The 21766-nt window shown below is 48.7% G+C and carries 23 protein-coding genes, 1 pseudogene and 1 CRISPR repeat array; of the genes and pseudogenes, 4 read left to right on the forward strand and 20 right to left on the reverse strand.

Features of this window, described 5'->3' with window-relative positions; translation table 11 throughout:
- Positions 1-12: 12 nt before the first annotated feature.
- Together MTH_RS07650 and MTH_RS07655 are read right to left on the reverse strand one after the other, a co-directional pair.
- Positions 13-1461: an RNA-splicing ligase RtcB gene (locus MTH_RS07650; RefSeq protein ID WP_048061099.1), complete on the reverse strand. Its 1449-nt coding sequence runs from the start codon at positions 1459-1461 to the stop codon at positions 13-15.
- Positions 1462-1492: 31 nt separating this feature from the next.
- Positions 1493-1915 (reverse strand): archease, encoded by a 423-nt coding sequence (locus tag MTH_RS07655; RefSeq protein WP_010877206.1) that lies wholly within the window; start codon positions 1913-1915, stop codon positions 1493-1495.
- Between the two features lie 175 nt (positions 1916-2090).
- Between MTH_RS07655 and MTH_RS09775 the strand changes: the two genes are divergently transcribed.
- Positions 2091-2258, forward strand: a complete 168-nt coding sequence (locus tag MTH_RS09775; RefSeq protein ID WP_158296338.1) for a hypothetical protein — start codon at positions 2091-2093, stop codon at positions 2256-2258.
- A 1-nt stretch (position 2259) separates the two neighbouring features.
- On the opposite strand, the gene cdc6-2 is transcribed toward MTH_RS09775, so the two are convergent.
- Together cdc6-2 and MTH_RS07665 are read right to left on the reverse strand one after the other, a co-directional pair.
- On the reverse strand, positions 2260-3399 hold the full coding sequence (cdc6-2, locus tag MTH_RS07660; RefSeq protein ID WP_010877207.1) for an ORC1-type DNA replication protein Cdc6-2: 1140 nt from the start codon (positions 3397-3399) through the stop codon (positions 2260-2262).
- Between the two features lie 26 nt (positions 3400-3425).
- On the reverse strand, positions 3426-4124 hold the full coding sequence (locus tag MTH_RS07665; protein ID WP_010877208.1) for a 6-hydroxymethylpterin diphosphokinase MptE-like protein: 699 nt from the start codon (positions 4122-4124) through the stop codon (positions 3426-3428).
- Positions 4125-4376: 252 nt separating this feature from the next.
- On the opposite strand from MTH_RS07665, the gene MTH_RS07670 reads away from it, so the two are divergent.
- Complete coding sequence (locus tag MTH_RS07670; protein WP_048061314.1) at positions 4377-5534, forward strand: pyridoxal-phosphate-dependent aminotransferase family protein; 1158 nt, start codon at positions 4377-4379, stop codon at positions 5532-5534.
- Positions 5535-5752: 218 nt separating this feature from the next.
- Here the strand turns inward: MTH_RS07670 and MTH_RS07675 are convergent, their stop codons facing one another.
- The gene (locus tag MTH_RS07675; RefSeq protein WP_010877210.1) at positions 5753-7327 is read right to left on the reverse strand and encodes a thiamine pyrophosphate-binding protein; all 1575 of its coding nucleotides are present in this window, start codon (positions 7325-7327) and stop codon (positions 5753-5755) included.
- Between the two features lie 242 nt (positions 7328-7569).
- On the opposite strand from MTH_RS07675, the pseudogene MTH_RS07680 reads away from it, so the two are divergent.
- Positions 7570-9357, forward strand: a pseudogene (locus MTH_RS07680) (AMP-binding protein).
- A gap of 711 nt (positions 9358-10068) precedes the next feature.
- Positions 10069-13140: a CRISPR direct-repeat array (repeat unit 30 nt; unit sequence GTTAAAATCAGACCAAAATGGGATTGAAAT).
- On the opposite strand, the gene MTH_RS07685 reads toward MTH_RS07680, so the two are convergent.
- Positions 13141-13590, reverse strand: a complete 450-nt coding sequence (locus MTH_RS07685) for a dCTP deaminase (protein WP_048061315.1) — start codon at positions 13588-13590, stop codon at positions 13141-13143.
- An 89-nt stretch (positions 13591-13679) separates the two neighbouring features.
- Here MTH_RS07685 and dmpI point away from each other — a divergent pair, with 89 nt between their 5' ends.
- Positions 13680-13895 (forward strand): 4-oxalocrotonate tautomerase DmpI, encoded by a 216-nt coding sequence (dmpI, locus tag MTH_RS07690; protein ID WP_010877214.1) that lies wholly within the window; start codon positions 13680-13682, stop codon positions 13893-13895.
- 105 nt (positions 13896-14000) lie between these two features.
- Here dmpI and MTH_RS07695 read toward each other — a convergent pair whose 3' ends face one another.
- The 14 genes from MTH_RS07695 to MTH_RS07760 form a co-directional block, all read right to left on the reverse strand.
- Complete coding sequence (locus tag MTH_RS07695) at positions 14001-15305, reverse strand: GAF domain-containing protein (protein ID WP_010877215.1); 1305 nt, start codon at positions 15303-15305, stop codon at positions 14001-14003.
- A 58-nt stretch (positions 15306-15363) separates the two neighbouring features.
- Positions 15364-16440 carry a signal recognition particle-docking protein FtsY gene (gene ftsY, locus MTH_RS07700; RefSeq protein WP_010877216.1) on the reverse strand — a complete coding sequence of 359 codons (1077 nt, stop codon included), beginning with the start codon at positions 16438-16440 and terminating at the stop codon, positions 15364-15366.
- Positions 16441-16866 carry a prefoldin subunit alpha gene (gene pfdA, locus MTH_RS07705; protein ID WP_010877217.1) on the reverse strand — a complete coding sequence of 142 codons (426 nt, stop codon included), beginning with the start codon at positions 16864-16866 and terminating at the stop codon, positions 16441-16443.
- 4 nt (positions 16867-16870) lie between these two features.
- Complete coding sequence (gene rpl18a, locus MTH_RS07710; protein WP_048061100.1) at positions 16871-17101, reverse strand: 50S ribosomal protein L18Ae; 231 nt, start codon at positions 17099-17101, stop codon at positions 16871-16873.
- Positions 17102-17103: 2 nt separating this feature from the next.
- Positions 17104-17772: a translation initiation factor IF-6 gene (locus MTH_RS07715; RefSeq protein ID WP_010877219.1), complete on the reverse strand. Its 669-nt coding sequence runs from the start codon at positions 17770-17772 to the stop codon at positions 17104-17106.
- A gap of 14 nt (positions 17773-17786) precedes the next feature.
- The gene (locus MTH_RS07720) at positions 17787-18032 is read right to left on the reverse strand and encodes a 50S ribosomal protein L31e (protein WP_010877220.1); all 246 of its coding nucleotides are present in this window, start codon (positions 18030-18032) and stop codon (positions 17787-17789) included.
- An 11-nt stretch (positions 18033-18043) separates the two neighbouring features.
- The gene (locus tag MTH_RS07725) at positions 18044-18199 is read right to left on the reverse strand and encodes a 50S ribosomal protein L39e (protein ID WP_010877221.1); all 156 of its coding nucleotides are present in this window, start codon (positions 18197-18199) and stop codon (positions 18044-18046) included.
- Entirely contained in the window at positions 18196-18801 is a 606-nt protein-coding gene (locus MTH_RS07730) for a DUF7411 family protein (RefSeq protein WP_010877222.1), read from the reverse strand. Before MTH_RS07730 ends, MTH_RS07725 begins: the two co-directional genes overlap by 4 nt.
- 9 nt (positions 18802-18810) lie before the next feature.
- Positions 18811-19146, reverse strand: a complete 336-nt coding sequence (locus MTH_RS07735; RefSeq protein WP_010877223.1) for a DNA-binding protein — start codon at positions 19144-19146, stop codon at positions 18811-18813.
- 34 nt (positions 19147-19180) lie between these two features.
- Positions 19181-19618, reverse strand: a complete 438-nt coding sequence (locus MTH_RS07740; RefSeq protein ID WP_010877224.1) for a 30S ribosomal protein S19e — start codon at positions 19616-19618, stop codon at positions 19181-19183.
- 10 nt (positions 19619-19628) lie between these two features.
- Entirely contained in the window at positions 19629-19862 is a 234-nt protein-coding gene (locus MTH_RS07745) for a YhbY family RNA-binding protein (protein WP_048061101.1), read from the reverse strand.
- Positions 19804-20226, reverse strand: coding sequence for a ribonuclease P protein component 4 (gene rnp4 / locus MTH_RS07750; protein ID WP_010877226.1), 423 nt, complete (start codon positions 20224-20226; stop codon positions 19804-19806). The genes MTH_RS07745 and rnp4 overlap by 59 nt, the downstream gene beginning before the upstream one ends.
- A gap of 118 nt (positions 20227-20344) precedes the next feature.
- A complete protein-coding gene (locus tag MTH_RS07755; protein ID WP_010877227.1) occupies positions 20345-20860 on the reverse strand; it encodes an adenylate kinase family protein in 516 nt (171 codons plus the stop codon).
- 104 nt (positions 20861-20964) lie between these two features.
- On the reverse strand, positions 20965-21741 hold the full coding sequence (locus tag MTH_RS07760; RefSeq protein WP_048061316.1) for a sulfide-dependent adenosine diphosphate thiazole synthase: 777 nt from the start codon (positions 21739-21741) through the stop codon (positions 20965-20967).
- Positions 21742-21766: the final 25 nt, after the last annotated feature.

Below are 21766 nucleotides of genomic sequence, written 5' to 3' on the forward strand. Positions count from 1 at the left end.
GCTTCACCCCGGCTATCCCTTGGCAACGCCGAGGGGGAGCATCCTCGCCACAAGGCGGGATATTCCTGTTTCATGGGCGGTTCTAACAACGACGTCCACGTCCTTGTAGGCCCCGGGGGCCTCCTCTGCAACCACAGGCATGGAGGTGGCCCTGACATAGATGCCCTCACTTTCAAGTTTCCTCTGGACCTCCTCGCCGCGGTAGGTCTTCTTGGCACCTGCACGGCTCATCTTACGCCCGGCGCCGTGGGCGGTTGAACCGAAGGTCTCCTCCATGGCAACCTCTGTTCCGTGGAGCAGGTAGGATGATGTTCCCATTGTCCCCGGTATTATCACCGGTTGACCGATTTTCCGGTACTCCTGAGGTATCTCATCCCTTCCCGGTCCAAAGGCCCTTGTAGCCCCCTTCCTGTGGACGAATACCTCTGTTTCACGACCCTTTATGGTGTGGACCTCCTTCTTGGCTATGTTGTGGGCCACGTCATAGACGATTTCCATCTCCATGTCCTCTGCAGTCATACCGAAGACGGCCTCAAAGGATTCCCTGACCCAGTGGACTATCATCTGACGGTTGGCCCAGGCATAATTTGCAGCTGCTGCCATGGCCTGGAAGTAATCCAGGGCCTCATCCGAGTCCACAGGGGCGCATGCAAGCTGCCTGTCAGGTATGTTTATCTTGTACCTCCTGTATGCCTTGTCCATGAGCCTGAGGTAATCTGAGCAGATCTGGTGGCCGCAGCCACGTGAACCTGAGTGTATCATGACGGCGACCTTTCCGGGGCTCACACCGTAGACCCTAGCTGCTTCCTCATCGAAGATCTCATCAACCATCTGGACCTCGAGGAAGTGGTTACCTGAGCCAAGGGATCCGAGCTGGGGTATGCCCCTCTTCTTGGCCTTTTCACTGACCTTTTCTGAGCTGGCATCCTCCATTTTACCGTTTTCTTCAAGGCGCCTGAGGTCCTGGTCCCAGCCGTATCCGTTTTCAACGGCCCATTCAGCCCCGTTTTCAAGCACCTCATCGATCTCCCCGGGTTTCAGGCGTATCTTCCCCTTACTCCCAACACCGGAGGGGACATTGGTGAAGAGTGTGTTTATGAGCTCCTTTATCTTTGGCCTGACATCCTCATGGTCAAGGTTTGTCCTGACCATCCTCACACCACAGTTTATATCGAATCCAACACCTCCAGGGCTTATAACTCCTGTTCGGGCGCTGAAGGCACCCACACCTCCAATGCTGAAGCCGTAACCGAAGTGAATATCTGGCAGTCCAATGGAAAACTTCTGGATACCCGGGAGACAGGCAACATTGGCCACCTGATCGATGGCACCCTTCTCAAGGTCCCTGAGGGCCTCCTCCCTCAGGAAGATCCTCCCGGGCACCCTCATCCCCTTCTTGTATGATGTTGGAACTTCCCATACGGATTCTCTCACCTTAACCAGTTCTTCATGTATACTCATGCAAACCATCTCCATCATTTCTTCTCATCAATTAGAGGTCCAGAATTACCCTCGCCTTTATCAGCCCATCTTCATCCAGGATTTCCATCATATGGAATGTCACGGCCTTCACCTCGTCACGCCGCTCATGGCCTTCCTTTATCTCTTCACCCATGGCGGTGCCGGTGAGGTGGAGGCCATCATCTTTCTCATCTATCTTAACTTTGAATTTACTGAATAAAATAAATTCAGTGTCATGTATGAAGAGCAGTTCATCCAGCCAGTCATAGAGAAGCGAAACCCTATCCTCTGATGTGATTTCAACTCTCCTCTCCTCAGCAGCCTCAACCAGTGACGTGTCGGTCATAACCTCGAACATTGCAAGGGCTGCGTTCTCAAAGACCTCCTCGAGGTCATGTCCATAGGCCCAGAATCCAGCATCTGCAGTGACATCAAAGAATTCAAACCCTTTCATGGTCTCCCTCCCGGTGTGCAGCAGGTGATATTGATCATAAACTTAAGATGCACATACACTGAGTTATTGAGGGGGGTTCTCTATCCGGTATGTGCTTTACTCTTTACTTCTCAGGCGCTCTCTATCTCTTTTCTTAAATAATCTCCACATGAACATGGTAGTGGAGTGGATTATTATGCACAGTCTGAGGAAATCAAACAGTATATGGAGACGTCTCGGGCACCTTGCCGTTGTGGTGGATGTGAGGTCATGTTTAATCATCTCAATGGTTCTCATGGCCCTCCTGTGGGGCGTTATCAGCGTCGCAGCGGGAGGAAACTCAAATTATCCTGCGGGTATCTGAATCAGAAGCCAGGGCACCTTCTGAGGTCCTCCCTGCTGAAACGTGGAATCAAAATCCGGGAGTTACCACGAACACCCTTACCGGTGAGCCTTGTGTCAATCAACCTTAAAAATTCCAGTTTCTCAATGATCCTGTTGAAGGATGAGTAGCTTGAACCTGTGCTCTCCCTGAAGAGCTCGTAGAGGGCCCCGGCTGTCATATCCTCGCCGGCGTCTGCAAGTATCCTCAGAAACTCCCTCTCATTTTCGTTCAGGGTTCGCACCGTGTGTATGAGATTCACGGGTCCTGTGCTCTTCAGGGCCCTTTCAAGGTGCTCCTCTCCTATCACCGGCGATGCATCCGCCTCTGCAAGGTTTCCACAGACCCTCAGGAGGTCTATACCGTAGCGGAGATCCCCGGTATCCATTGTATGGTCAGTTATCCTCTCAAGGAGCTCATCGGAAATGACACCCGGGTAGAATCCGACCCTGACACGATCCCTGAGTATGTTGAACACCTCCTCACGGGTGTAGGGAGGGAATACGATCTCCTGGGGTATGAATATGGAGTCAACATTTTTATCAAGGGCGTATCTGAACTCGATGTCTGAGAGAACAGCGAATACCCCGGTCCTCACACCCTCAAATACTTCATGGGCCCTAAGTATATCGTAGAGTACCTTGTTCGCATTTTTACTGTAGAAGAGGTGGTTTATGTCATCAAGGGCAACCACCAGGGCCCTCTTCTCGCTGGCAAGGTGCTGCATTATGGTCTGATATATCCTTGAGAATGGCACTCCGGTTTCAGGGGGCTGGTGCCCGAATATCTTGCTGTAGATCTGTGAAAAGATCCCGAATCTTGTGGTGTGGAGCTGACAGTTTATGTAGCAGCATACAACGCCCTCTGATGTTGATTCAACCATTTCAAATATCTTTTTTATGGCGGTTGTCTTACCTGTTGCACAGGACCCCAGTATAACCGCATTGACGGGCCTCCCATTCCTCAGGGCGGGCCTTATACACACTGCAAGGGCCTCCATCTGGGACTCCCTGTACCTGTAGTTCTCAGGAACATAGTCGGGGTCAAAGGCGTTCATGTTCCTGAAGAGGGTCTCATCATGCAAGAGTATATCCCTTATATCGCGCCTCTTATCGCCTTTCATGGTCCTTCACGTTCATTTTATTGAATTCACCATCTCTCTATCCTGACATCCCCGTTCCTCTCAAGCCAGTCTATTAGTCTGCTGGCGTACTCAAGTTTGAGCCTTTTAACGGGATCGGCCGGTCCAAGCTCAGAGTCCATATCAGGCCTTGAGTACCTTGTCACAACCTCACCGAAGTCCATGCCTGCCAGCACTATACGACCGGCGCCGAGGGCTGCGGCAAGGAAAACAGCGCGGTCACCATCTGTGAATCCACCAAAATTGTGGAGACAGCCATGGGGGATGCTCTGGGTTGTCCCGATGATGTTCTGGAGGAGTGGGAGGTACCTCCTGAGGGCAGGGAGGTTGTTTCCATGGGCGTGGACCACCACCACTGCCCCCTGCCGGTTTGCCTCGATTATATCCTCCATCTTACCATCGAGGTCAGTTACTATTATATCAGGCAGCACATCCTCCTCGAGGAGTGCAGTGGTGGCACCATCTGCCGAGATGACTGTCATTGGCTCATCAAGGGCCCTGAACCTTTTGAGGTGGGATCTGAGTGATGGTCCAGCCCCGAATACAATGAAGTCACTGGATGGGACATCAATGTCATCAACCCGCAGGCATCCGTGTTCCCTGAGGAAGGCGTCGAGGTATGATGCTGACTCCTCATCAGCCCTCCTGTCAAATCCAAAGTCATCAAGTATACGTGTGTACCATCTGAGCCATACCTGGACTTCCATGGGATAACTTTATCCACATTTATATATCATTCTTTGGGTTTTCTCCTGGTGGGAGCTGGAGCTCAGGAGCCTGATTCAGGTCCCTGAAGCCGCGATCCATCAGTTAATCACCTCTTCAGGGCCCCATGACTGGCTGATTTTCAGGTCGGATTTACTGATGGCTGGCCGGGACTCATGTAAATCTTTTTAAATGGACAGATTAAAAATAGATACAGGTTATGAAATCCACTTTAATCTGGAGGTTTTTTGGAAATGGATGAAACACTGCTTATGATCCCCGGGCCGACGAGGGTGGCCCAGAGAGTCCTTAAGGCAATGTCAGAGAACATTGTTAACCACAGGAGCGCCCTCTTTGGCAGGATCCTGACTGAAACGACTGAGATGATGTCCGATGTTTTCAGGACCAGCAATAAGTCTTACCTTCTGACGGGTTCAGGGACAGCTGCAATGGAAGCCGCAGTTGCAAACATTATAGAACCCGGCGATAAGATCCTGAATGTTGTTGGGGGTAAATTTGGTCAGAGGTTCGCCCAGATAGTGGAGGCCTTTGGAGGCGAATCCATCACCATAGACGTGGAGTGGGGTAAGGCCGTTAACCCCGATGACATTGGATACACCCTAGAGGAGAATGATGATATAAAGGCAGTCACAGTAGTCCACAATGAGACATCAACAGGTGTTGCTAACCCCATCAGGGAGATAGGGAAGATAATGGACGACTACGACGCCCTCTACATAGTTGACACGGTTTCATCCCTGGGAGGGGATGAGGTCGATGTTGAGTCCTACGGCATAGACATCTGTGTTACAGGTTCCCAGAAGTGCCTTGCAGCACCCCCGGGCATGGCAGCCATAACCCTCAGCAACGACGCCTGGAGGGTCATTGAAGCTGTGGATAATCCCCGGACATACTACCTGAACCTCAAGAAGTACAGGAAGAGCGGTGACGCGGAGCCACCTGAGACACCATACACCCCTGCAGTTTCACTCATATACGCAATGCATGAGGCCCTCAAGGTTATAATGGAGGAGGGACTCAGCAACAGGATAAAGAGGCACAAGATAGCTGCAGAGGCCACAAGGAATGCGGTGAAGGCCCTCGACCTTGAACTGTTCCCTGATGAAGCAGTTTCATCAACAACGGTCACGGCTGTTAATCTCCCGGAGGGAGTTACAGATGGTGAACTGAGGGGGACAATGAGGAACAAGTACCATGTTGAGCTTGCAGGGGGACAGGACCACCTCAAGGGAAGGATATTCCGTATCGGTCACATGGGTAACATAACCCACAGGGAACTTATAACAACATTTTCAGCCCTTGAGATGACCCTCAGGGAGCTCGGATTTGAGGTTGAAATGGGAGAGGCTGTTGCAGCAGTTGCAGACACCTACCTCCCTGAGGACCTCTAAATATCTATTTTTTCGCGGATTTCTCCTTTTTCTGGCGGACCCTAAAACATTCTCCACCCGGAATCACCATGGCCCCTGTTCGTTGACGAAGAGCTCTCCGTGTTCAGGGGTCCTCCGGGAGCCTAATGCAGTGAGGGACCTCAGAAGATCATTTTCAGACACTTAAGGGGATTAGAATTCTTTAGCACATATCCCCAGGCCCTCACCATGCAAGGGGATCAGGGCCTGACCCCGGGAAGTGGTATGTCCTCCCCTTCAACCATGAACTCCAGGAGGCGGGGTTCACCTGACTCAAGGGCCCTCTCCACGGCACCTGAGACATCTTCCAACCTGAGGATCCTCTCCGCACCTATACCGTAGGCATCTGCAAGTCTAATGAAATCAGGGTTCTTCAGTTCAACAGAGTAACTGGTGCCGTAGTTCATCTCCTGCCACTGCCTTATAACATCGAGCTTCTGGTTATTCAGGATGCACATGGTGATGGGCAGCTCCAGCTCAGCAACGGTGCCAAGTTCCTGGATAGTCATCTGAAATCCGCCGTCACCCGCTATCATGATGACATCCCTGGATGGGTCTGCAAGCTTTGCACCGATGGCCGCCGGGAGACCGTAACCCATGGGCCCGAAGCCACCGGAGAATATGAGGGATCTCTCACGGAGAACCCGCCGGTGGAGGGTCACCCAGGTGGTGTGGCTACCGGCATCGTTGACTATGGTGGCATCGGGGGCTGCATCAAGGATACCCCTCACAGCAGATGATGTTACAAATGCACCCCCACCGGGGGGCTGTAACTCACTGATGGGCGGGTTATCCCTCCGGTAGGCTGCAAGTTCCTTAAACCACCCCTCCGGTCCTTTTAATTCAGGCAGTTCCCTCAGGAAATCCCCCACATCCATCTCCAGCACAACATCACCCCTCAGTACAGAGGGGTCAGTGTTGACGTGTATTACGCGGGGATTTCCTGTGGCTGCCAGGGTCCTCTCTGAGAGCCTCGCCCCGAGGACCAGGAGAACGTCGCAGTTCCCTGCAGCATGGTTAGCTGCCGGGGTCCCCCGGGTACCGGTCATTCCCAGGCAGAGTGGATGGTCCTCGGGTATAACACCCCTTGCACTGTAGGTGGTCACCACCGGGATCCTGGCATTCTCTATGAATTCCCTGAACTCACCAACGGCGTTCCCCCAGATTACACCACCACCTGCAAGTATAAGGGGCCTTCTCGCGGATCCCAGAAGTTCCAGCGCTCTGCTCATGTCTGGAAGCTCCCTAAACACTTCAGATGGCCCCACAGGGGGGCATGCATCCTCTTCAAGGACGTCCCTTGGCAGGTTTATGTGTATGACACCGGTAAGCCCCCTCCTGAGGGAGCTTATGGAGTCAGCCAGCATCATGGAGGCCTCATCACCACTCCCCGGGGTCATGCTCATCCTTGTAAGGGCTCTGAAAACCGCCTCAAGGTCAACCTCCTGGAACCTGCCGGGGCCCCCACCCCGTGGCAGGTCACCGGTCATGGCAATGAGGGGTACGGAATCTGTGCTGGCTGCAGCCACACCCATCACAAGATTAAGGGCGCCAGGTCCTCCGGTGGCAACACAGACCCCCGGTCCTCCAGAGGCCCTGGCGTAGCCATCTGCGGCGTGGACGGCTCCCTGTTCGTGTCTCATGAGAACATGTTCAAGCCCGGATTTTCTGAGGGCCTCATAGAGTGGCAGTATCTGTTCACCCGGGTGCCCGAAGATATGGGTGAAACCAGCTTCCTCCAGGATCCCTGCAAGGACCTCCGCACACATCTTCATGCACCCATCTATATTCTGCCAACTATTTAAATCATGAATTAAAAAAATATTAACAGAAGGGGGTTGTTTATGAGAGGACAGCTTGATGCTCTGCTCAGGGAGGAAAGGGTTTTTAATCCAGACGAGGAACTTGCAGAAAACAGCAATATAAGGGCCTGGATGGACGCCCGGGGTATTGGGGGTTATGATGAGCTCCTTGAGAGGGCCAGCTCTGACCCTGAGTGGTTCTGGGATGAGATGGCATCTGAACTCGAATGGTTCAGACCCTACACCAGGGTCCTTGAATGGGAACCACCCCATGCCCGCTGGTTCACAGGCGGGAAATTCAACATCACATACAGTGCCCTTGACAGGCATGTTATGGGTCCTGAGAGAAACAGGGTGGCATATATATGGGAGGGTGAGGATGGTAGCGTCCGGAAGCTCACCTACTATGACCTCTACAGGGAGGTTAACCGCCTGGCCAATGCCCTTAAGGATATGGGTGTCTCAAGGGGGGACCGCGTCAGCATATACCTCCCCATGATACCGGAACTCCCCATAGCCATGCTCGCCTGTGCACGTATAGGTGCAGTCCACAGTGTAGTGTTCAGCGGCTTCTGGGCCAAGGCCTTCAGGGAGAGGGCTGCAGATGCCGGGGCAAAGGTTGCGATCACTGCAGACGCATTCTACCGCAGGGGTAAGGTAATAAGACTCAAGGAAACCCTTGATATGGTCGCAGATGAGATCCCCTCCCTTGAGAGGGTCATAGTCGTGAACCGCATGGGGGATGATGTCAGCATGGTGGATGGGAGGGATATCTACTGGAGCGAGGCTGTTGAGGGCATGGACGATGAATGTCCCTGCCAGGAGCTTGACCCTGAGGATCCCCTCTTCATACTCTACACCTCTGGCACGACGGGTAAACCAAAGGGTGTTGTGCACACCCATGGGGGCTACGCCGTGGGTGTGAGCTCTACCTACAGGTTCGTCTTCGATGTTAAGGACCAGGACATATGGTGGTGTCTGGCTGACATAGGATGGATAACGGGTCACAGCTACATAGTCTACGCCCCCCTCATTGAGGGTGCAACCTCGGTCATCTATGAGGGTGCACCTGATCACCCGGATCCTGGAAGGATATGGAGCATGGTTGAGAGGTACGGTGTCAGCATCCTCTACACAGCACCCACGACGGTGAGGCTCTTCATGAAATATGGGGACAAGTGGCCTGAGAAGTATGACCTCAGAACACTCAGAATACTGGGGTCCGTTGGGAACCCATAAACCCCGAGGCCTGGATGTGGTACTACCGGACCGTTGGTGGTGGCAGATGCCCCATCATGGATACCTGGTGGCAGACAGAGACCGGGATGCACATAATAACACCCCTCCCTGTGACACCCCTGAAGCCGGGTTCCGCAGGAAAACCATTCCCCACGGTGATAGCCGACGTTGTGGATGATGAGGGGAGGAGTCTGCGTGGAAGCGGAGGCCACCTTGTGATAAAAACACCGTGGCCTGCAATGTTCAGGACACTCTTCAGGGAGCCTGAGAGGTATGTGGATGCCTACTGGAGCACATTTCCGGGCATCTACCTCAGCGGTGATGTTGCAAGGATAGATGAGGATGGTTACTTCTGGATCCAGGGCAGGGAGGACGATGTCCTCAACGTTGCAGGGCACAGGATAAGCACTGCAGAGGTTGAATCAGCCCTTGTGAGCCATCCTGATGTTGTTGAGGCTGCGGTGGTTGGAAAACCTGACATCCTCAGGGGAGAGGAGATAGCGGCCTTCGTTACTCTGAGGGATAAAGTGGAGCCCACACCCCGCCTCAAGGGTGTTCTGCGTGAACATGTGCGGAGGGAGATAGGTCCCATTGCAAGTCCCAGTTACATAGAGTTCGTTGAGGACCTTCCAAAGACAAGGTCAGGTAAGATAATGAGGAGGGTGATAAAGGCCATTGTGAGGGGTGAGGATGTGGGTGATGTCAGCACCCTCTCAAACCCGGAATCAGTGAGTATGCTGGAGGACAGGGTCCGTACATTCTGATGATGTCATCAGACAATTCTTTTTTATCGGAGAATCAGTACTGGTTTTCATGCCAGGCATACCGTTGCCAGTATGCCATTTGCCGATGGGAGAATCAGTTTTATTGGTTTTCATGCAGGTTTTATTTTTCATCCGCGCCGCTTTCAGTTCATCAGAGGCCCGTATTTTTTGGAGAGCTTATGATGTCGTCCTGGAAGTTTTTTCGTGGCATTGCTGACTGGGAGGGCTGTCCATGAACTTTCACTCTGACCACTCAGTAAAAACTGGCCTCAGAGCCTATCTGGTTTTAGCGTACAATCAGAATCTTCATTAAACCACAATGGAACTTATATACTAATTATTAAATTCATAGCACGTTAAAAAATCTTAAAATTAAATTTAAATTGTTTAAATAAGCTATATGCTCAATTGGAGCCCATTCGTCCAGTCGTTTATGAGCCATTTTTCAGCTTCCTGTTATAATAACTTGATGTTATTTTAAGCTTCTTTAAGGATTAGAGGTTTTAATATCAATTATATGATTATTTATCTTGCTAAAATTCTTTTTAGATTATTTTAAATAGTTTAAATCTCTTATTTATGGATTTTAAGGCCTTCTGTTAAGTCGTCTATCCATATAAATGGAGTGCATTATCAGGGATCGACAAATTTATATGTCTGAAAGGAGAAATTTCAGAGCGATAGAGGCCAAATAAAGAAAAAATTGGCCATGTTAAAATCAGACCAAAATGGGATTGAAATGGTGAAAATACTAACACCCGTAGAAGCCCTTGAAGAGTTAAAATCAGACCAAAATGGGATTGAAATATTACAATCGTAAGCATTATGGTGAATCGGCTTGTGTTAAAATCAGACCAAAATGGGATTGAAATTGAAAACTACGGAATGGTATAAGAATGGTGAGAGAGGTTAAAATCAGACCAAAATGGGATTGAAATGTAAATGCGAACTATTACTATAATAATAACCTTTATGTTAAAATCAGACCAAAATGGGATTGAAATATATTTACAATTCTAATTTGATTTTTATTTCCCATGAAAGTTAAAATCAGACCAAAATGGGATTGAAATACTGGAGGAGATGGAAAAGTGCAGCACGAGTGACATCGTTAAAATCAGACCAAAATGGGATTGAAATATGGAGGTGAAAGGAATGGTAGTGAATGAAAAAATGAGTTAAAATCAGACCAAAATGGGATTGAAATGAAGCAATGAGCTACGCAGTAGGGTGAGAGAGCAGGGTTAAAATCAGACCAAAATGGGATTGAAATTTATCGTGAAATACTTATTCTTAATCGGTTTTAGGTGTTAAAATCAGACCAAAATGGGATTGAAATTTTATATATAATTTTAACATATCCACAAAATAGTACCTATGTTAAAATCAGACCAAAATGGGATTGAAATTTACAAACATCTCTATGGTTTCCAGTGCCATGACGAGTTAAAATCAGACCAAAATGGGATTGAAATTAAAGCTTCATTTGATTTACCGTCCATTACAAACATGTTAAAATCAGACCAAAATGGGATTGAAATCCAGGAGAGCATCAATGACATGACCAACCGCCTCAAGGTTAAAATCAGACCAAAATGGGATTGAAATTTATGCTCTTAGGAGCATAGCGACGTAGTCATACAAGTTAAAATCAGACCAAAATGGGATTGAAATTTATAAAACCAAGAATGGAAGTAATGAATAGGCCATAGTTAAAATCAGACCAAAATGGGATTGAAATTGGGATGTCCTCGATAGGCTGCGAGAGAGCGCAGCGTTAAAATCAGACCAAAATGGGATTGAAATAAAGGGTGGCGGAGAGTCGGTAGAAACGATGTGCAATGTGTTAAAATCAGACCAAAATGGGATTGAAATATCAAGCAAATGGTGATCATTATTTCCAGTACTCTTCGTTAAAATCAGACCAAAATGGGATTGAAATTTTATTTGGACTGGTTTGCCGTCGAGGAAGAATTCGTTAAAATCAGACCAAAATGGGATTGAAATTATTGGTCTCTGTCTCATCCACCGTAACGGTGGTTAAAATCAGACCAAAATGGGATTGAAATTTTTTTATTACCCAATATTTTTCTTCAATTCTTTCCAGTTAAAATCAGACCAAAATGGGATTGAAATTGGACTGATTTAAGCCCAATGGGGGCTCTCAGGGCGGGTTAAAATCAGACCAAAATGGGATTGAAATACTGGAAAAAAAGAGTACACCACAATCTACACGTAATAGTTAAAATCAGACCAAAATGGGATTGAAATGAATGCGAGGAGGCTTAAAGCCACATTCAAGGGTTAAAATCAGACCAAAATGGGATTGAAATTATTGGTCTCTGTCTCATCCACCGTAACGGTGGTTAAAATCAGACCAAAATGGGATTGAAATTTTTTTATTACCCAATATTTTTCTTCAATTCTTTCCAGTTAAAATCAGACCAAAATGGGATTGAAATGCTCAATAAGGGTCGACGTGGCCCCGGAGGCCACGTGTTAAAATCAGACCAAAATGGGATTGAAATTACTGTGCGATCCACAGCTGACAGTGTAATTAAAAGTTAAAATCAGACCAAAATGGGATTGAAATTGGACTGATTTAAGCCCAATGGGGGCTCTCAGGGCGGGTTAAAATCAGACCAAAATGGGATTGAAATACTGGAAAAAAAGAGTACACCACAATCTACACGTAATAGTTAAAATCAGACCAAAATGGGATTGAAATGAATGCGAGGAGGCTTAAAGCCACATTCAAGGGTTAAAATCAGACCAAAATGGGATTGAAATTGAAGCACTGTGTTGGCTCAATGCTGTCTAAGTGCTTGTTAAAATCAGACCAAAATGGGATTGAAATGGGAATACCTGAAGAAGATAAACGCATAGAGTTTGCCGAGTTAAAATCAGACCAAAATGGGATTGAAATGCTAGTTCATGGCAGATGAGTTCAGCGAGACCATACGTTAAAATCAGACCAAAATGGGATTGAAATTAGATCACGCCCCCAAGCCACCTTAACCCGTCCGCGTTAAAATCAGACCAAAATGGGATTGAAATGTACATTTCGGTGGCGATTTTTTTCATTTCACCACCGAGTTAAAATCAGACCAAAATGGGATTGAAATATCCGAAACATCTCAGTAGCGATTTTTTTCATTTCGCGTTAAAATCAGACCAAAATGGGATTGAAATGAGTATGGAAATAGCTATGGATGGTGGTTTTCAATTGAGTTAAAATCAGACCAAAATGGGATTGAAATTGGCGATCGTAAGGGCCCTTAACCTGCGACTGGGTTAAAATCAGACCAAAATGGGATTGAAATTAGGAGGGAGGAGTGATCCTCCCCTTTCTTTCTCAGTTAAAATCAGACCAAAATGGGATTGAAATTTCTATCACCTCTTATTTTTCTCTCTGGAGCCGTGTTAAAATCAGACCAAAATGGGATTGAAATCTATTTTTTCTTTGTCCTCTGTGGTTCTTTTGGATTTGTTAAAATCAGACCAAAATGGGATTGAAATTTCTATTTTTCTTTTCTTTCTTTTGTCTTTCTTTCTATGTTAAAATCAGACCAAAATGGGATTGAAATAAAATAACACTATCTAAATCATCAAAATCATTTAGTTAAAATCAGACCAAAATGGGATTGAAATTTGAGGATTTCATATGCTTCAAAGGGGCTTTTTCCTTGTTAAAATCAGACCAAAATGGGATTGAAATGGACACGCGTATAGCCTGAAGACGACCCTCAGCAGGTTAAAATCAGACCAAAATGGGATTGAAATTCATTCTTGGTAGCTTCCACTGTACTTTCCTGATCCCTCCACCGGGAATACCACGGCCTGTACTATCCTTTCACCCCTCTTTAGTGTATACTCATATTCTCCATGATTATGTAAAAGGAACTGGAGGGTACCCCTGAAACCAGGATCTCCAACGGCGGTTTGAACGGATACAAAGGACCTCAGGAGGGTTGACCTTGGCAGGTAGAGCATTGCATATCCCTCAGGTATCTCTATCATCCTGTCAACACTTGCAAGGTAAGCTTTGCCTGGCTCAAGTCTGTAGATGGGCGGCTCAAGCATTTCGAGGGGTGGAAGGTTCTTCTCATCATCAATCAGTGACCCGGGTCCCATCTGTCTGTAAACCTTATCAACCCTCAGGTCAATTCCAGCTGGCTGGACAAGTTCCTCAAAGTCCGGAAAAAGTTTCTTTAAGAGCTGTTCTCCAATCATCATGATTCCTCTGCAATTGCTATTTTCTGGTCTCTGAATCTATTAAAGGATTTATTATATGAGTATAATACCTATGGGTGGTGATATAGTTGCCTGTTATCCAGATAAACTGCAATGAGCTGACAAGGGAAAAGAAGAGGGAACTCGTAAAGCGTATCACAGAGGTCTCAAGTGAAATTATGGGCCTCCCGGAGTCAACAATAACGGTTCTTATAAGGGAGTTCCCACCGGAGATGTGGGGGTTGGAGGTTCACTCCTCTGTGACAGGGAGTGAATGGTTCCTCATGGGAGTGTCTCCTCGTTGATACATTCCCCTCTGAGGGAGTGAATGTTCTCCGGCATGGGCCGAGAAAGCAGAATTCAGAGACTGAGTCTTTATGTGGCCCGGATTATTTTTTTAAGTTCAGATACTATCTTTCAGGTGTTACATCGATAAGGAATACCGAGGCAATTTCTCGGGAGGGCCTCACAATCTTTAACCTGAACAATTTCGTCCTTCCATGGTGGGGGTAGCTTATCATTTCTTCCAGTTCAACATCCCCCATGATGGCCCCCTTGATCTTCTTCAGATCTTCCTCATCAAGACCCCTGAGGACGTCATGGACTCCCAGGGATCCAGAGCATTCCTCCACCCCTGTTATTATTGAGGCCTCCCTGTTGAGTTCCAGGAGCGCTGGTTCCCCATGGTCCACCTGAAAATTCAGTATTGCAACGGGGGATAATTCAAAGATCCTCTTAAGAATTCTCTCCCTCTGGGCCGTTCTGGCTACCCTCTCCTCCATCTCCTTCAGGATTTCACGGGATTCAATGTAGAATGACACATCCCCTGCAAGTTCCATGAGAAGTTTCACTTCCTCCTCATCGAAGGCATCCCTCTCCCCCGAGTAAACCGTGAGGGCTCCTATGGTCTCACCCTTAACAGTGAGGGGAAGACCAATGACTGACATGAATCCCCTCTCAACGGCCCTATCCCTCCAGGGGGTGAATCTGGGATCCTCTCCGGTGTCCCTTATTATGACGGGTTCCCCTTCCCTTATTGACCTTCCTGTCGGGCCCTCCCCGTATACGCTATCATCCCACCTGATGGTTACTGAGTCAAGGTAGCCTTCATGGAATCCGTACTCTGCAACGGGCCTCACAGACCTCTCCTCATCATTCTCTGCAAGGCCTATCCAGGCCATCCTGTAACCACCGACCTCGACGATGATCCGGCATACCTCTCTCAGAAGTTTTTCAGGGTCATTTATCCTTACAATGGCCTGGTTACAGTCGCTGAGCATTCTGAGGTTACGGTTAAGTTTTTTTATCTGTAACTGGCTCCGGTGCCTCTGAACCGCCAGTTCAATGCTGAATAGGAGCTCCTTCTCATCAAAGGGCTTTATCAGGTATCCGTAGGGTTCCACTTCCCTGGCCCTCTCCATGGTGGAGCCCTCTGAGTGGGCTGATAGAAAAACCACAGGTATGTCAAGGCTACGAATTTCTTTTGCAGCATCAACACCGTTCAGGGGGCCCTTGAGGACTATGTCCATTAAAATTAGATCAGGGTGGTGCTTCTGTGCAAGTTCAACTGCAGTCTCACCACTGTATGCAACCCCCACAACATCATATCCCCAGAACTCCAGCTTTCTCTGGAGATCCATCGCCGTTATTGCCTCATCCTCTACAAGGAGTATCCTTACACCCATATGAAAGTCTCCACATGGGTAATGTGACATGGCTGTATAAAAATTTTTGTATTCTGTATTTTATCTGCATGGATGTCCATTAATCAGTTCATGCGAATAGCTGTTCCACCATCCATTCGGGTTTGAATTCCATTATGTCATCGTAGCCCTGCCCGATCCCCATGAATATTATGGGCCTTTTGATCATGTAGCCTATGGACAATGCTGCGCCTCCGCGCGCATCTGCATCAGCCTTTGTCAGTATAACTGCGTCTATGCCAACGGCTTCATCAAATCGGGCTGCCTGTTCAATGGCATCGTTTCCTGTCAGCGCATCACCGACAAACACTATGAGGTCTGGCCTGACGACCCTCTTTATCTTGGCCATCTCGTCCATGAGGTTCACGTTGGTCTGCATCCTCCCTGCGGTGTCTATGAGGACGACATCCTTTCCCTGGGCCTTTGCATGGGATACCGCGTCAAAGGCAACGGCGGCGGGGTCGGCTCCCTTGCGGTGGCTTATTAGCTTGACTCCGAGTTTATCTGCGTGCTGACCTATCTGCTCTATTGCACCGGCACGGAAGGTGTCTGCAGCTGCTATCACGGGCTCAAGGCCCTTTTTCATGAAGTATCTGGCCACCTTTGCTATGGTGGTTGTCTTGCCGGTCCCGTTTATACCAACAAACATTATAACAAGGGGTTTCTTCTTCTCCACGAGCTGCGGGAGGTCCACACCGTCAACGCTGAGAACATCCTTAACAGCCTTTTTAAGGGCTTCCATTGTGTATTCTGATATTTCGGTGCTCCTCTTAACCTTCCTTCCAACCAGTTCTTCCTTCAACTCTGTGGTGATTTTTTCAGCCACTTCAAGGGCCACGTCACTTTCCAGGAGGGCCATTTCCAGGTCCCAGAGTACATCATCCACGTCCTTTTCTGTTATCCTTTTTTCCCTGAAAAATGAGAGGAAACCTGAACCCCCCTCCCCTGCATCGGGAGCGGGTTCCTCTGAACTCGTATCATCTGGTTCTTCAGTTCTAACCTCTTCTTCAGGTTTACCTTCTGGAATGGGCTCGGGACCCCTATCCTCAGACTTATCCTCTTCGGACCGGGGTTCCTGGCCTGATGAGACCTTCTCGGTGATTTTGCCAACGGTTTCACTGAATTTTTTCTTCAGAGACTCAAACACTTACTCTCCACTTCCCCTTACCTTTTTGAGGAGTTCCTCTGCCTGAGGAGATAATTTCATCATGATGTCTGTTATCTTACGCAGGTTCTCACCCATCTTCTGAAGTGTTGACTCCAGTTCATTCTTCTGGGACTTAATGCTCTCCATTGCATCCTCGAAGTTCTTCTTTATGGCTACACCTGCACCGACACTCATTATAACTTCACTGGTATCCTTGAGCTCTGCCTTTATGAAGGAGCCGGCACCCACAGGTACCAGGGTCTCGGAGCCATCCTTTCCCTGTATATCACTGAGGGTCTTCTCAAGGATTTCAAGTTCACTGATGGTGGCCCTCACGGCCTCCATCTGCTGCTGTATGAGTTCGACCTGGCTCTGGTAGATGTTCAGCTGGTTCACTATCTCCTCGAGCCTCTGCTGGTCTTCCATGTGATCACCTCTGGACCAGCGCCTTGACCACCGGGTCCTGAACCTCCTCAGGTGATATCTCCTCTATCTCCTCTATTTTAACTTTGCTCCTTGGAACCCTGTGTTTGCTCCCGAATTCAGAGTAGAGCCTCTCATAGATTTCCTCTTCCCTTATTGCATTGAGCTCCTTTGTGAATGGCTGAAGCTTATCACCCATCAGGAACTTTCCTTTAACCCTAAATATCTTTGTCTTCATTTTCATCCCTCAAGAAAACCTAAAGCTTCTTCTATCCTTGCAAGTTCTGGCCCTGTGGTTTCCTCACCCACAAGGACACCGTTTGAGTTGGCCACCGAACAGGCACCTATAAGTGTGACTCCATGGTTGACTGTGCCAACGTCGGCCTCCACTCCCAGGGTATCCTCTATGATACCTATTTCCTCAGATGATGCCTGGGGATTCAGCAGGGCACCACGGTTGGTAGCTGCACCCATGGAGCCTACGATGTTGAGGCCTGCAAGTGTGGATACTTTAACGTCAACCTCAAGCACATCCCCTATAACCTGCAGCGCATCATCTGACAGCAGTGGACTTGCAACGGCACCGTTGTCATTGGCCAGCACAAGGTTACCGACTGCAGTAAACCTTTCAGGGATCCTGACAGCCTCCACACCGGCAGCTGCAAGGGCATCGATTTCACGGTCCATGGCCTGATTTGAGACCACGAATCCATTTGAGTTGCCCACGGCAAGGGCACCGTTTAGGCTGCTGCCACTGATGGACACCTTCAGGACCTCAACTTCAAGGGCTTCCCTGAGAACACCCTCAAACTTTTCAGGGGTGTTCTGTGGTATCAGGGCCACACTGTCGGTTACAGAGATGTAAACTCCCAGGTTCGGGTTTCCACTGAGGTTGATCCTTCTAATCATAATTCACCATCATTTCATTCTTCGAGTGTGGCTTCAACAACACCGTCTTCATCCTTAACGGCCTTGACCTTTATTCTTGGGGGTATCTTCTGGATACCTCTCTCCCAGAGTTTTTCGTTGATTGACTCGTCGAGTTTAACGGTGTCTGCCTTCATATGTTTCATGAGAAATTCCCTGACAATCTTAACAGCCTTCGGCGCTCTTATGGTCCTTGGCACGTTCTTGGCCTTTCTGAGAGGTATGACATAAATCCTTTCCATATCCAGTCCTCCTATACCTTGAGTTTGGTCCTTCTCCAGTGCCTCATCTTTGGATGGCTTCGAACCCTGTAGTTTGTCTTAACCATAACCCATGCGGGCACCCTTCTGTTCTGTCTGTTAGCCTTTGCCATTCTGAGTTTCCTGGCAACATGTTTATTTCTACTCATTTAGCATCCTCCTTCATTTTGGTGTTCCAGCCAGTGACCCTGGTCTGGAAGTGAACAGGGAAGAATGATTCTGAACTGTGGCCCATCTCCTCAAGGAGGAGGCGGACCTCAACCTCGTAGTCGGAGCTGTTATCGATACTGCTTCTCTCCCTCCTCAGGCTGAAGAGCATCGATGCAAGTCTGTTAACGGTCCTGTGACCGAGACCATCCAGGTTCACATATTCAATGTTCAGGCGGTCTTCGAGGCTCTGTATCTCGTCCCTTGTTAGTTTAGGGGTCCTGTCGTCACGTCGCGTTCCATCGGCAACCATGTCGTACTCGGTGGCTGCGGCTTCAACTGCCATCCTGTGTATGTGCTTTATACCATTATTCGGAAACCCGTCATTGATTATCGTCTCAGCAGCGTCCCTCAGGATTTCATCGCCGAGTTTAAGAACACGGTGTGGAAATCCAAGGGATGCAGCTGCATCAGATGCTGGCTTCCATGAATCATGGATCCCGAAGTTCACAGTCACCAGCTCTGGCTGTATCCCCAGCCGCTGGAGCATCACAGCCGCCAGTGAACTGTCCTTACCGCCACTGTAGAGTACGCATGCATTCATTTTACCAGACTATTTGCGGCTGATCTTTATCTCCCTCTTTTTACCCGCAACCCTTTTAAGCAGCTCCTTCAGCTGTTCATCGGTGATCTTTGACCTTACACGCCCCATCTGGGCCAGCTGTATGAGCTGCAGTTCTATCTGCTCAACGAAGTCCGGTCTTGTCAGACGGAGGTTGGCCAGACGGCTACGGGCTTCAGGGGTGAGTATCTGCATCATTATCTGTTTTTTCTGCATTTCCAGCTGCTGACGCATCTGTTCCTGTGCTTCAGCTTCCATCGCCTGCTGCTGAGCCTTCTGCTGGAGCTCCAGCATCTTCTTGCGACGTATCTCTTCGAGGTCTGTCAACTATGAAACCTCCTGAGGCCCCTCTGGGATAGTTTCAGTACCTTTCAAGTCCTTCAACTTCTTTCTTTACCTCTGCAGCGGCCTTGTCAAGGAATGATCTGCCTTCGGGTGTTATAACCCTTCCATTTTCTTCCCTCTTTATTAGACCTGATTCCTCCAGCTGCTGCAGGGCCCTTCTGATTATGGCACCGCTACCCCTTCTGAACTTTTCAGGGCGTGAGCCCCTGTCCTTCTTACCGCCGTAATGTGTCCTGAGGCTGTTAACACCCACAGGACCATCAATGTAAACTCTTCTGAGGAGGGCTGCGGCCCTTACATACCACCAGTCAGGATTCTCAGGTCTTCTTTCCTTGTGGACACCTGTTTTAACAAAGTTAACCCATTCAGGGGATTTAACCTTACTGTCATTTTTCAGTTCCTCAGCAACCCTGTTTATGAGCAGATCTGCTGGCACGTCATAAACTGTAGTCATATTTATCCTCCTAAGATCTTTTTTTGAAAATTATTGCCACATTTCCTCTTAAATCTATGAGCTTAGAATTTGTTTTTTCAACTATCTCTGTAATATAACTTTCTTTTTCAGAGGCCACCGTCCTGGCAAATCTTATCTTTATCAGTTCATTTGCCTTGAGCTGCCTCTTAACCTCTTCAATGAGGCTATCTGTCACTCTGGCTTTCCCCACATTTATTGTGAGCGCCGACAGTGATCTGTTCATCAGTTCCTTCTTTGGTGGTGTGAGACTCAATCTTATTTCTCCTTCTATCCTTTTTTTCCCTGATATAAGGGAATCTCATGATGTGACCGCACTCGTGGCACCTAAAATTAACCTTCCCATCAGCTATCCTGACGGTGCAGTTTGCCCCGGGTTTAAGGAAACTGTAACATTTCCTGCAGAACCTCCTCCTCCATTCCCTGGGGATTCTAACCCTGTATTTCATTGCGATGTTTCTTGCAAGTTCGGTGTACCTGTGCGATCTATGGGGATTAGCTGAAAATTCACGGTCAGCCATTCTGAAAAGGATGTCTATTCTCTCTTCAGCAATTTTTAACATCCATCGTGGTCTCTTTCCTCTCCTCAAGGTTTAACCTCTCATAACGGAATAGAACATCCACATCTTGCACATTGAGATGGTGTACTGACTGCACAAGAAGAATATTATAAGTGCTTTGTGTTTCCATATTTAAAAACCTTTTCCATCATCCAAGAAGCCATCCTGAGAAATCCACTCCCCCCGGGGGACATACCCTTGAACCATTCATGATATCGGTGATGATATCGGCAACCTCATGGGGGGATCTTCCTGTTGTATCGACCTCATGAACACGCTCCCCATGTATTTCGAAGGCCTCAACGGTGCACACATCCAGCGCTTCGGCCTCGAGGTTTTCAAGCACCTTACCTTCAGGGTAGCCCCTCCCCTCAAGCCTGCCCCTGAGTACCTCCGGGTGGAGTCTGAGGACGATCACCATGCTGCAGGATCTGCAGAGGTGGGAGAGGTGACCCTCCACCACATCCAGACCCTCCATTTCCTGGAGGTGACTGCATGCGGCCTCAATGTCGGCTTCAAGGTATCCCCTGATGGGGTCGCGTCCAAGGACGAATCCCTTCTGCCTTATGAGTTCCCCGAGGGATATGACCTCCAGTCCCCTCTCCCTCAATATACCCGCCAGGGTTGTCTTCCCGACGCCGGGTGTTCCGGTTATGCAGATCATGATTTCACAGTCTCGCCTTGCTGACTGGAACCGTGGCCCATTTCTCCTTTTTCATTGCCTCTGTGTGCGGTGGCTGTTCAATGGTGGTGGTAAGACGCAGACATTCATTTCAGCTTCTCGATTATCATCTCTGCAACACGTCGACCTGAGACCAGCATACCACCAAATATGGGCCCCATCCTGGGGGCGCCGTATACGGCGTTGCTCGCCATTCCAGCCACATAGAGGTTGGGGTAGACCTCCCTCGTGTTTTCAATGAGGGCAGCCTCCCCCACGTCGGCCCACATGGACCTCTCGCCCTGTATCCTGCCATCGGGGGTGTTGAGTTCCGGTCCGATCTTCCTCTCCACCACCTTCACTATCTCACAGTCATGACCCGTTGCATCGATGACTGCTCTGGCCCTGACTGTGAGGGGATCAACGTGGAGGCCCGCCATTTCAACTGAGCTCCAGTTGAGCACAAGACCTGTTATCCCCTCGTCGCGGATCATAACGTCCTCTATGCTCATGAGGTTGAATATCTTCAGTCCGGCCTGGCAGGCCCTGGAACACAGGGTGGAGGTCGCCTCCACCGAATCAGCCACATGGTATCCCTCATCATAGGGTTCTGACCTTATTCCGAATTCATCGAGGATCTCACGGCCCTCGTCCTGGACGACGATCTTGTTGAACATCATACCGCCGCCCCACATTCCACCACCAATGGAGAGCTTGCGCTCAAAGAGCGCCACCTTCAGACCGGCCCTTGCAAGGTAGTAGCCTGCTGTTAGACCGGAGGGGCCCCCTCCGCCGATAGCAACATCCATCTCCATGTAGTCCAGGAGATCCTCCATGTATCCTTCAACAATTGCTCTTGAAATTTTTATATCATCAAGCTTCATCTTCACACCTGCATGTATTTCCATA

Origin of the sequence: Methanothermobacter thermautotrophicus str. Delta H (genome assembly GCF_000008645.1) — an archaeon.
Lineage (GTDB): Archaea > Methanobacteriota > Methanobacteria > Methanobacteriales > Methanothermobacteraceae > Methanothermobacter > Methanothermobacter thermautotrophicus.